This window comes from Paracoccus sp. UBA889, from assembly GCA_002294185.1.
GTDB lineage: Bacteria > Pseudomonadota > Alphaproteobacteria > Rhodobacterales > Rhodobacteraceae > Paracoccus.
In genome coordinates this window covers 1-10,972 of sequence record DBFD01000076.1, presented here as the reverse complement: position 1 = coordinate 10,972, position 10,972 = coordinate 1, and the positions used below count along the sequence as shown (strand labels likewise).

11 protein-coding genes and 1 pseudogene are annotated in these 10,972 nt (G+C 66.6%); 5 read left to right on the top strand and 7 right to left on the bottom strand.

Annotated elements, in window-relative coordinates:
• A partial coding sequence (locus tag B4L36_RS15385) for an acyl-CoA dehydrogenase family protein (protein ID WP_292958974.1) occupies window positions 1-1,233 on the bottom strand: 1,233 nt, incomplete at its 3' end.
• A gap of 128 nt (window positions 1,234-1,361) precedes the next feature.
• On the opposite strand from B4L36_RS15385, the gene B4L36_RS15380 reads away from it, so the two are divergent.
• Window positions 1,362-2,312, top strand: a complete 951-nt coding sequence (locus B4L36_RS15380) for an L-threonylcarbamoyladenylate synthase (RefSeq protein WP_292958972.1) — start codon at window positions 1,362-1,364, stop codon at window positions 2,310-2,312.
• A 132-nt stretch (window positions 2,313-2,444) separates the two neighbouring features.
• Here B4L36_RS15380 and B4L36_RS15375 read toward each other — a convergent pair whose 3' ends face one another.
• A complete protein-coding gene (locus B4L36_RS15375) occupies window positions 2,445-3,872 on the bottom strand; it encodes a Glu/Leu/Phe/Val family dehydrogenase (RefSeq protein ID WP_292958970.1) in 1,428 nt (475 codons plus the stop codon).
• A 220-nt stretch (window positions 3,873-4,092) separates the two neighbouring features.
• Here B4L36_RS15375 and B4L36_RS15370 point away from each other — a divergent pair, with 220 nt between their 5' ends.
• The 3 genes from B4L36_RS15370 (at window position 4,093) to B4L36_RS15360 (ending at window position 5,793) form a co-directional block, all read left to right on the top strand.
• Entirely contained in the window at window positions 4,093-4,743 is a 651-nt protein-coding gene (locus B4L36_RS15370) for a TetR/AcrR family transcriptional regulator (RefSeq protein WP_292958968.1), read from the top strand.
• 269 nt (window positions 4,744-5,012) lie between these two features.
• A complete protein-coding gene (locus B4L36_RS15365) occupies window positions 5,013-5,297 on the top strand; it encodes an I78 family peptidase inhibitor (protein WP_292958966.1) in 285 nt (94 codons plus the stop codon).
• A 163-nt stretch (window positions 5,298-5,460) separates the two neighbouring features.
• Window positions 5,461-5,793 (top strand): DUF2794 domain-containing protein, encoded by a 333-nt coding sequence (locus B4L36_RS15360; RefSeq protein ID WP_414692195.1) that lies wholly within the window; start codon window positions 5,461-5,463, stop codon window positions 5,791-5,793.
• Between the two features lie 97 nt (window positions 5,794-5,890).
• On the opposite strand, the gene rlmN is transcribed toward B4L36_RS15360, so the two are convergent.
• Together rlmN and B4L36_RS15350 are read right to left on the bottom strand one after the other, a co-directional pair.
• Window positions 5,891-7,063 carry a 23S rRNA (adenine(2503)-C(2))-methyltransferase RlmN gene (rlmN, locus tag B4L36_RS15355; protein WP_292958962.1) on the bottom strand — a complete coding sequence of 391 codons (1,173 nt, stop codon included), beginning with the start codon at window positions 7,061-7,063 and terminating at the stop codon, window positions 5,891-5,893.
• Window positions 7,064-7,194: 131 nt separating this feature from the next.
• Window positions 7,195-7,716: an invasion associated locus B family protein gene (locus B4L36_RS15350; protein ID WP_292958960.1), complete on the bottom strand. Its 522-nt coding sequence runs from the start codon at window positions 7,714-7,716 to the stop codon at window positions 7,195-7,197.
• Between the two features lie 152 nt (window positions 7,717-7,868).
• Between B4L36_RS15350 and B4L36_RS15345 the strand changes: the two genes are divergently transcribed.
• A complete protein-coding gene (locus B4L36_RS15345; RefSeq protein ID WP_292958958.1) occupies window positions 7,869-8,855 on the top strand; it encodes an asparaginase in 987 nt (328 codons plus the stop codon).
• A gap of 231 nt (window positions 8,856-9,086) precedes the next feature.
• Here the strand turns inward: B4L36_RS15345 and serB are convergent, their stop codons facing one another.
• From serB to B4L36_RS15330, 3 genes and pseudogenes are all read right to left on the bottom strand, one after another.
• Complete coding sequence (gene serB, locus B4L36_RS15340; RefSeq protein WP_292958956.1) at window positions 9,087-9,965, bottom strand: phosphoserine phosphatase SerB; 879 nt, start codon at window positions 9,963-9,965, stop codon at window positions 9,087-9,089.
• 279 nt (window positions 9,966-10,244) lie between these two features.
• A pseudogene (locus B4L36_RS16200) lies at window positions 10,245-10,382 on the bottom strand (tyrosine-type recombinase/integrase); the annotation flags it as partial.
• A 286-nt stretch (window positions 10,383-10,668) separates the two neighbouring features.
• Window positions 10,669-10,972, bottom strand: a 304-nt coding sequence (locus B4L36_RS15330) for a hypothetical protein (RefSeq protein ID WP_292958952.1), incomplete at its 5' end; no start/stop codon positions are given.

The following is a 10,972-nucleotide window of genomic DNA, read 5'->3' as shown; positions in this document are numbered from 1 at the left end:
ATATTGCGCCGCCCCGGTTTCCTCGATGTAGCCCATGCCGCCATGAACCTGCACCGCCTGATCGGCGACGCGGCAGCCGACATCGGTCCCGTAGGCCTTGGCGATCGGCGTCAGAAAGGCGGCGCGGGCGGCATGATCGCGCTCGCCGGTGGCGCGCTCCATGTCGATGGCGGTGGCGCAGGCAAGGCCGATGGCGCGGGCGGCAAAGATTTCTGCCCGCGCGGTGGCCAGCATCCGGCGCACATCGGGATGGGCGATGATCGGCCCCATCTGCTTGCGCTCGGCCGCATAGGCCACGGCCTGCTGCAAGGCCGCCTCGGCGACGCCGACGCCCTGCATCCCCACGCCCAGCCGGGCGCAGTTCATCATCGTGAACATGGCGGCCATGCCCTTGTGTTCGGCGCCGATCAGCCAGCCGGTCGCGCGCTCATAGGACATCACGCAGGTCGGGCTGCCATGGATGCCCAGCTTTTCCTCGAGGCTGACCACCTTCAGATCGTTGGCGACGCCGGGCTTGCCATCCGCGTCGGGAATGAATTTCGGCACCATGAACAGGCTGATCCCGCGCGTGCCGGGCGCCGCGTCCGGCAGCCGCGCCAGCACCGCGTGGCAGACATTCTCCGTCACATCGCTGTCGCCCCAGGTGATATAGATCTTCTGCCCGCTGATCGCATAGCTGCCGTCGCCGTTGGGTTCGGCCCTGGTGACCAGCGCGCCCACATCGCTGCCCGCGCCGGGCTCGGTCAGGTTCATCGTGCCCGACCATTCGCCGGAAATCAGCCTGGGCAGATACAGCGCCTTCATCTCGTCGCTGGCGTGATGTTCCAGCGCCTCGATCTGGCCCTGCGTCAGCAGCGGGTTCAATTGCAGCGACAGGCAGGCGCCGGACATCATCTCGGCCACGGCCATGTTCAGCGCCTGCGGCAGACCCATGCCGCCATGATCCGGGTCGGCGGCCAGCCCGATCCAGCCGCCCTCGGCAATGGCCGCGAAGCCTTCGGCAAAGCCGGGCGAGGATCGCACCCTGCCGTTTTCCAGCCGCGCGGGATGCTCGTCTCCGGCGCGGTTCAGCGGCGCCAGCACGGTCTGGGCCAGCTTGCCGGCCTCGGTCAGGATGGCGGTCGCGGTTTCCTCGCCAGCCTCGGAAAACCTTTCGGTCGCGGCCAGTTCGGCATAGGGGACGACATGGCGCAGGATGAACGAAATCTGCTCGACGGGTGCCCGGTAAGTCATCTGCCTCTCCCCCATTGCGCGCGCTTGGCATCGCCGCCGCGCGCGATTATCAGACTGAACCTGGCGGGCAGCATATCGGCCTGCCGGGCAGGCTCAACCGAAACCCCGCGTCACGGAAAGGCCAAGCGATGCAGACCGAACGACTGGGCGCCACGCCCGAAGGCCTGGCCCGCGCCGCCGACCTGTTGAGGGACGGCGGCATCGTGGCCTTTCCGACCGAAACCGTCTACGGTCTGGGCGGGGACGCAACCGACGGTCGGGCCGTGGCGCGGATCTATCACGCCAAGGGGCGGCCATCCTTCAATCCGCTGATCGCGCATGTTCCGGACCTCGACGCGGCCGGGCCTCTGGTCCACCTGCCCCCCGAGCCGCGTGCGCTGGCGCAGGCCTTCTGGCCCGGCGCGCTGACGCTGGTCCTGCCGCTGCGGGACGGCGCGCGGGTCGCCTCGCTGGTCACGGCGGGCCTGCCCACGCTGGCGATCCGCGTTCCCGCCCATCCCGTCGCGCAGGATCTGCTGCGCCAGGTGGGCCGCCCGGTCGCCGCGCCCTCGGCCAATGTTTCGGGCCGGATCAGCCCGACCAGCGCCGCGCATGTGCTGGACCCCGATGGAGGTCTGGACGGCCGCATTGCGGCAGTGCTGGATGCGGGACCCTGTCCGGTGGGCCTGGAATCCACCATCATCGGCTGGCAGGACGGCCTGCCGGTCCTGCTGCGGCCCGGCGGCCTGCCCGCCGAGGCGATCGAGGCCGCGCTTGGCCGGCCGCTGGGACGACATGCGGGCGACCCGTCAACGCCGAACGCCCCGGGGCAGCTGAGCAGCCATTATGCCCCGAACGCCGCCCTGCGCCTTGAGGCGAAAGAGGCCGGCGAGGGTGAAACCCTGATCACCTTTGCCGCGCCCGGCCCGTTCAGCCTGTCAGCCCATGGCGATCTGGCCGAGGCCGCCGCCAACCTTTTCGACATGCTGCGCCGCGCCGACCGCGAAGGCCGCCCCATCGCCGTGGCCCCGATCCCCGATCATGGCCTGGGCCGCGCCATCAACGACCGCCTGCGCCGCGCCGCTGCCCCCCGCGCATAAGGAGAATGCGAAAGCCGGCCCCGTCGAGGGGCATGCCTGTCGCGCGCGGGGGCTCGTCCCTCCCACGCGCGCTTTCTGCGGATGTCGCCGGCGCGGTCATCCGCCCGGCCGACGCGGGACGCGAGCAGACCACTACAATCCCAGCGAGGCATAGACATTCGACACCCGCCGGATCGCCACCACATAGGCCGCCGTGCGGAAATCGTTGACCTTGCCGTTCGACTGCCAGACATCCTTCATCTTGCCGAAGGCCTCGCGCATCGTGTCGTCCAGCCCCGAGCGCACCAGATCCAGTTCATCCGCGCCGTGCAGGAAAGCCTCCTTGAAGCCTCGGGCCAGTGCGAAATTCGTGCCGGTATCGGCCGAGATCCGTTCAAGCTCGTCGATCATCAGCCTTGCACGGGCCTCTTCGTGACGGCGCTCCAACCGGCCCAGAGAGATCTGCGACAGGTTCTTGACCCATTCGAAATAGGACACCGTCACCCCGCCGGCATTGGCATACATGTCGGGAATGATGACGATGCCCTTGCGTTTGAGGATCTCGTCGGCATTGGCGGTGACGGGACCGTTCGCAGCCTCGATGATCAGCTTGCACCTGATCCGCTCGGCATTGTCGCGATGGATCACGCTTTCGACCGCCGCCGGGATCAGGATGTCGCATTCATCCTCCAGCGCGGCCAGCCCTTCCTCGGCATAATCGCCGCCCGCGAAGCCGCGCACGCCCCCCGTCGCCTGGATATGGCCGCGCAGCGCGTCGATGTTGATGCCCTGCGGATTGCGGATGGCGCCGTCGCGTTCGATCACGCAAATGATCAGGGCCTGGTCCTCGGCCGACAGGAACTGCGCGGCGTGATAGCCGACATTGCCCAGCCCCTGCACGATGACGCGCTTGCCCGCCAGCGTGCCTTCCAGCCCGGCCTGCTTCACAACGTCGGGATGGCGGAAGAATTCGCGCAGCGCGTATTGCACGCCCCGCCCCGTCGCCTCGACCCGGCCGTCGATGCCGCCCGCGGTGCGCGGCTTGCCGGTCACGCAGGCCTTGGCGTTGATGTCGTCGGGATGCAGCCGCTTGTAGGCATCGGCCATCCAGGCCATCTCGCGTTCGCCCGTGCCCATGTCGGGGGCCGGCACGTTCTGGCTGGGCGAGATCAGGTTGCGGCGCGACAATTCATAGGTGAAGCGCCGGGTGATCCGTTCCAGCTCGTCGGCGTCCCAGGCCCGCGGGTCGATGCACAAACCGCCCTTGGATCCCCCGAACGGCACCTCGACCAGCGCGCATTTATAGGTCATCAGCGCGGCCAGCGCCTCGACCTCGTCCTGGCTGACATCCAGCGAATAGCGGATGCCGCCCTTGACCGGCTCCATATGTTCGGAATGGACCGAGCGATAGCCGGTGAAGGTGTGGATCTGCCCCCGCAGCCGCACGCCGAACCGGACCGTATAGGTCGAATTGCAGACGCGGATCTTTTCCTCCAGTCCCGGCGGCAGGTCCATCAGACCGGCGGCATGGGTGAACATCCGTTCGACCGAATCGCGAAACGAGGTCTGTCTGATCGCCATCTGCTTCCTCCCAGCTTCTGCTGAATTCCGATTTCACGCCGAGGCTAGGGCAAAGCGGCGGCGGGTTCCAACGATCTTTGCCACGATCGCTTTCGGCGAAACTCCGCGGCCCGGAACCGCTCAGATCGGCGAAAATTCCCCACCAAGGAAACATCCGCTCTGGTTTCTGCATTGACTCACTGGTGTGAATTTCGTCCGCATATGCGACAGGGATAAAAATATGATTGATCGTCAGAGAGTTAGGATCGGACGCAAATTCGCGCAAGTCAGCGAGGGCGCGAAAGAGATATTCCTGCGGGACGGATTTTCGGGCACCAGCGTCGATGACATCGCCGCCGCCGCCAGGGTTTCCAAGGCCACGCTCTACAGCTATTTCGCCGACAAGCGGCTGATGTTCGAAGAGGCGATGCAGAACGAGCGGCAGCGGCTGGAAGACGCGATTCTCTTCGATATCCCCGCCGACGCCGCCCCGACCCAGGCGATCCCCGCCCTGACACGGCAGATCGCCGAATGGCTGGTCGCCCCCGACAGCGTGCGGCTGTATCGTGTTCATGTCGCCGAGGCGGCGCGCTTTCCCGATGTCGCCCGGAACTATCATGCGGCGCTGCACAAGGTGCTGCGTGATCGGCTGCGCGAGCGGCTGGACCATTGGGTCGCGCGGGGCGAATTGCGCATCGAGGACACGACGCTGGCGGCCGAACAACTGGTCCGCCTCGCCGGAGCCGAGATACATGACATGGCGACACTGGACGGAGGCCACGCGCCGGATCATGACCAGATCGCGCGCATCGCCGACAGCGCCGCGCAGCTGTTCCTGAAAGCCCACGGCGTGTCCGGGCGCAACGAGCAGTCGCTGGGCGCGGCGCGCTGATGAGTCGGGCCGTCCGGATCGCGCCGGCAGCCACACGGCCGCAAAGGGAACAGATCGTGACGCCGGCGCGGCTTCTCAAATCCCGCCGCCCTGACTATAAGGCGGTATCAGCAGCCCGCGCCAAGGCCGGGATCCCCAGAGGCCGCACGCGACCATGACCAATTCAGGCCAGAACCTCATCGCCGCGCCGCAGGACCACACGCGGCGGGGGACCATTTTTCCACTTGATGCGGGCAGCGTCATCGACAACCTCGAGCGAGGGTGATTCCATGAGCATTTTTCCGTTCCCGCTGGCCTTGCCTGCCGCCATCCTGCTGGCGGCCTGTCAGCCTCTGCCTTCGGCCCCGACACCGGATGCGTCCGCGGACCAATGCCGTGCCTCGGGCTATCAGGGCCTTGTCGGCCAGCCACGCGGGATCACCGACCAGATGACCTTTCCGGTCGGGACCCGCGTCATCGGCCCCGACGATGCCGTGACCGCCGATTTCCGCCCCGACCGGCTGAACATCGAATACGGCCGCAGCGACCGGATCGAGAAGGTCAGTTGCTTCTGATCCGACCGGCCCGCGCCGTCGGCGCAGCTTTCTGGCGACCTGGGTGCGACGCGGCAGCCCCGCCTGCCGGGAATGGCGGCGGCCTCTGTCCTGCCGACGCGCTGGCCCGGCCCGCATTTGCCGGATTGATTTGCGGCGGGCGCAATGTCACCATCCGGTCATGATGAACGCCGCCCCGCCGTTTCACGCCGATCCCGACCGCGTGGTTTTCGACCGATCCGAGCTTGGGCTGATCCTGTCCGTGTATGGCCGATTCGTCGCGGCGGGCGAATGGCGCGATTATGCCATGTCGTTCCTGCGCGACGCGGCCATCTTCAGCGTGTTCCGGCGCGCCACCGAACATCCGCTGTATCGCATCGAGAAACGCCCCCGCCTGCGCAACGCCCAGGGCGCCTATCTGGTGCTGGGCATGGATGGCCAGATCCTGAAACGCGGCCATGAATTGCGACCGGTGCTGCGCGTCTTCGACAAGAAACTGATCCGCGCCATCGACTGAGCGCGAGCGGACAAAGCCCCCGCGGCCATCGGGCATCCGATCGCCGAAAGACCGGTCGGCAGCCGCAGGGCAGCGGCGCTTGCCGCGGGGCCGTCGCTCAGACCCCGGCCTCGGCCGCGATCTGCGCCTTCGACCTGCGCCCGCGTTCGGTGGCCGATTTCAACTGCCCGCAGGCGGCCATGATGTCTTCGCCGCGCGGCGTGCGGATGGGGCTGGCATAGCCTGCCTTGTGGACGATATCGGCGAAAGCCCGGATCCGGTCCTGACCGGACCGGCGATAGGGAGCGCCCGGCCATTCGTTGAACGGAATCAGGTTGATCTTGGCCGGAATTCCCCGGATCAGCCGCACCAGCCGTCGCGCATCCTCGTCGCTGTCGTTGACGCCGTCCAGCATCACGTATTCGAACGTGATCCGTTCGGAATTCGACAGCCGCGGATAATCGCGAAGCGCGTCAAGCAACGTGGCGATGTTCCAGCGCCGGTTGATCGGAACCAACTTGTCGCGCACCTCGTCCGTGGTCGCGTGGAAGGATACCGCCAGAAGACAGCCGATCTCTTCGGCCGTGCGGGCGATTTCGGGGACGACGCCGCTTGTGGACAGCGTGATCCGGCGGCGGCTGAGGCTTAGCCCCTCGCCATCCATCACGACCTTCATCGCGTCGCGAACCGATTCGAAATTATACAGCGGTTCGCCCATGCCCATCAGCACCATGTTGCTGATCAGCCGTGTCTCGTCGCGGGGCGCACCCCGGGTCGGCCATTCGCCCAGATCATCGCGCGCGACCATCAGCTGGCCGACGATCTCGGCCGGGCTCAGGTTGCGTACCAGTTTCTGCGTGCCGGTATGGCAGAAGGAACAGGTCAGCGTGCACCCGACCTGGGAACTGACGCACAGCGTCCCGCGCCCCTCTTCGGGGATATAGACCGCTTCGACCTCGTGTCCGCCGGCGATCCGCAGCAGGTATTTCCGCGTTCCGTCCGCAGAAACCTGCCGGGTCACCATCTCGGGCAGCGAAATCTGGAAACTGTCCGCCAGCAGGGCACGGTAATCCTTGGCCAGATTGGTCATCGCCGCGAAATCGCGCACGCCCCAGTGATAGATCCACTGCCAGACCTGCCCGACCCGCATCCTTGCCTGCGGCTCGGGCGTGCCGGCGGCGATCAGCGCCTCGCGCAGCTGATCGCGCGTCAGCCCGACAAGGTTCAGGCGCCCGGTTTCGGGCAGCTTGCGGGGAATGGTCAGCACATCCTGCGTGATCGGGGCGGTCATGATGTCACCGGCGATAGGAACAAAGACAGGCAGATAGGCCAGAAAGGCCGGTCTTTCAACCGGCCTCGTCGCTGGCGCATCACGATCCGTCAAGGCAATCCGCCCGGGGCGCGCGGGTCCTGCGCTGCCGGTTACTGGCAGCGTTCCTTCGCGGTGTTGGTCGCCGCGGTGACGCCCGACAGGCTGAACGTATCCTTGGTGGTGGTCCCGCGCGAGGACCGGCCGGTGATGATCGCGGTGGCCCCGGCGCGCAGCGCGCCGATCAGCTTCTGATCGTCCGAGGGGCTGCCGGTCCAGGCGCTCTCGCCCTCGGTGAACAGGTTGAACTTCTGCCCGCCGACATCGACCTCGACCGTCGAATCCGGCGAGAACGGGTAGCCGCCGGTGAACGAGACTTCGCCATTCTGGCCCGGACGATAGGCGACATAAAGGCGGATGTCGCCGCGCGTCACCTCGACCTCCTTGCCGTCCTGGGTGTTCAGGGTCGATTTCGGCGGCGAGACCGCCCAGCACTCCTTGGGATTCTGCGCCGCGAAAACGGTCCAGTCCCCCTCGGTCGCCACGACATTGGTGGATTCCTGTGCGCTTGCCGTCCCCAGTCCCGTCACCAGGACCGCGATCGCCGCCATGCCGCGCAGCGTCGTCTTTTTCATGCTCTGGCCTCCTGCCATAGGTTTCGCCGCTTTGGGCGGCGTTGTTCCCGATTGCCGTGGTCTTTTCAACCATCTGGGCTAAGGATACCTGAAATCGGGGCGCGAAAAAGGGGCGCACAGCAGAAAATCGCGCAATTGTCAGGGAGATTCCGATGCACGATGCCGAACTGATCGAGCTGTGGCGGGGGGGACGCCGCGAAAGCCTGCACCGGGGCCATGCGGTGATCTGCGATGCCAGCGGCGTGGTCGAGGCCTGGGGCAGTCCGGCGCAGATCGTGTTTCCGCGTTCCTCGTGCAAGATGATCCAGGCGCTTCCACTGATCGAAAGCGGCGCCGCCGATGCCGCGGGCCTGACGGACCGCCAGCTTGCCCTGGCCTGCGCCAGCCACAGCGGTGCCGCGATCCATGTCGCGGGCGTGTCGGACTGGCTGCGGACGCTGGGCCTGGACGAAGCGGACCTGCGCTGCGGCAGCCACATGCCCCGCGACCCGGCCGAACATCGCCGCCTGACCTGTTCCGGCGAAACTCCCTGCCAGATCCACAACAATTGTTCGGGCAAACATGCCGGGTTCCTGACCCTGAACCGGCATCTGGGCGGCGGGGCGGAGTATATCGATCCGGACCACCCGGTCCAGCAGGCTGTGAAGGCCGCCTTCGAAGAGATGACCGGCGAGGTCAGCCCCGGTTTTGGCATCGACGGCTGCTCGGCCCCGAACCACGCCTGCTCGCTCGTGGGGCTGGCCAACGCCATGGTGGCCTTTGCCCGTCCCGGCGGCGACCGGCGCGGTCAGGCCATGCGAAGGTTGACGCTTGCGATGCGCGACCATCCCGAGCTGGTGGCCGGCGAGGGCCGCGCCTGCACAGCATTGATGCGCGCCATGGATGGCCGCGTCGCCGTCAAGACCGGCGCCGAGGGCGTCTTCGTCGCGATCCTGCCCGATCACGGCCTGGGTATTGCGCTGAAGATCACCGACGGCGCCACCCGCGCCGCCGAGGCCGCGATCACCGCGCTGCTGGTTCATCTGGGGGCGCTGCCAGAGGCCGATCCGGTCGTGGAACGCTATCTGACGGCTCCGATCCGCAACTGGCGCGGCATGGTGACGGGCCAGATGCGCCGCGCGACGGCGTTTCCGGCCTGAACCGTCACGAATCCGATACATGGTTCCGCTTTAATCGCGCATGAGGGCAGCGCCCCCTTTCTGGCCCTCATCCCGGACGACGACCAGCCGGCGCCCCTTGGCAGAGCGGGCGCCGGCCCTGGCCTGGACCGGACCCAACGGGGTCGTCCGCCGGGTCGCGCAAAACCGGGCCCGGGCGCGGCAGTCGGCGATCCGCGGGTTTTACGCCGCGGCGGGGTGTCACCCTGTGCGTCAGCCGCCGACGAATTCCGCCGCGCGATAGCCCTGCAGATACAGCAATGCGCTGAGATCGCCGTGGTTGATGCGGATCTTCGCCTGCGCCGCGACGACCGGCTTGGCGTGCAGGGCCACGCCCGTCCCCGCCAGTTGCAGCATCCCCAGATCGTTTGCGCCATCGCCAACGGCAATCGCATCCTCGGGCGTCCGGCCCAGCCCGGCGGCGATCTCGCGCAGCGCCTCGACCTTGGCTTCGCGGCCCAGCACGGGCAGCGCCACATGGCCGGTCAGCACGCCGGCTTCGGACAGCAGGGTATTGGCGCGGTGCGTGTCAAAACCCAGCCTTTCGGCAACCGGCCCGGTAAAGGCCGTGAACCCGCCCGAAACCAGCGCCGCATGGCCGCCATTGGCCCGCATCGTGGCGACCAGTTCCCGCCCACCCGGCGTCAGCGTGATGCGCCGGTCCAGGACCTCGGCCACGACCGATTCGCGCAGACCGGCCAGAAGGCCGACCCGTTCGACCAGCGCCTCGTGGAAGTTCAGCTCGCCGTTCATCGCCCGCGCGGTGATGGCCGCGACCCGCGGCCCGACGCCGGCCATGTCGGCCAGTTCGTCCACGCATTCCTGCCCGATCATGGTCGAATCCATATCGGCCAGAAGGATCGACTTGCGTCGCCCGGTTCCGGGCTGGATCGCCATGTCGATGCCTATGGTCTGAAGATCGGACCAGACCTGATCGACATCCGTCGGCATGGTTCCGATATCGAATTCGCCGGCAATGCCCGGGTTCAGCCAGCGCGGCGTGCCGCCGTCCCAGCTTCTGGACAGCCCGTCCAGCAACGCGCTTTCCAGATTGGCGTTGGCAGGCGCTGTGATCAGCGAGACGGTGAACATGGGCTGCTCCTTCCGGGGATCGGCGAGGCCGGGATCTAGGCCAAAGATTTCCCTTGCGCCAGTGCCGGCGGCAGTTGTATGCCCGCGGCGGGACACCCCTCCCAACGAGGGTGAGCAGTCATTCCGTTTTTTCCTTTCGGTTCTGACAGTTGCGGAACCATTGATCGCGCCGCGTGTCGCTGGCGTGTCAAATAGAGCGTCGGTGATGGTCTTGTCCTTGACCGCGTGGGCATAGGTCCGCAGCACCGTCGCCGCGTTCTTCCAACCTCCCATCTCGGCCACGGTCTTCACGTCCATTCCCATATGCAGCATCGAGGTTGCAAAGCCGTGGCGGCTGCAATGCAGTGTCAGCCGCTGGATGCCCGCCCGCTTGCAAACGTTGTTCCACGCGCCCCGAATAGTCGAAGACCAGTTCATCGGCCTTTCGGTTGCTCGGCAGGTTCGCCAATACCGCGACCAGTTCAGGCGGCAGATGCGCCTCGCGGCTCCACGGCGCGGGCTTGAACAGATACAACTTGGCGGTGCGCTGATGCAGGTCCACATCGCCCCAGATCATGCGGCAGGCTTCGCCGATCCGGGCCGTCCCGAACATGAAAACGCAGAGCGCACCCAGATGCGGCAAGTCGTCCTCAATGGCCTGCGCGTCGAAAGCTCGGACCCATTCAATCGTCGCCGGGATCTTCACCTCGGGGCTTTCGGTGTATCACTTCACTGAAATCCGGCTGCACCAACCCAGCCCGGCGGCATGGTTGATCGCGGCTTGCGTCGGCTTAAGAACCTGTCTGTTCCAGGTCGGCTCGTTCGCCTTTGGATAAATCACTTTCGCAGCCCTGCGGATCGTCTCGGCATGGACGTTCTCGACCAGCGTGTCTTTCCAATAGTCCACCAGCTTCAACAGAAAGCGTTCGGATTTATCGGCATCGATGTAGGCGTTGAACACCTGCGCCATCGTCAGCCCCGCCCCTGGTCCATTGAAACGACTGAGAGGTGGTCGCGAGATTTCGGAC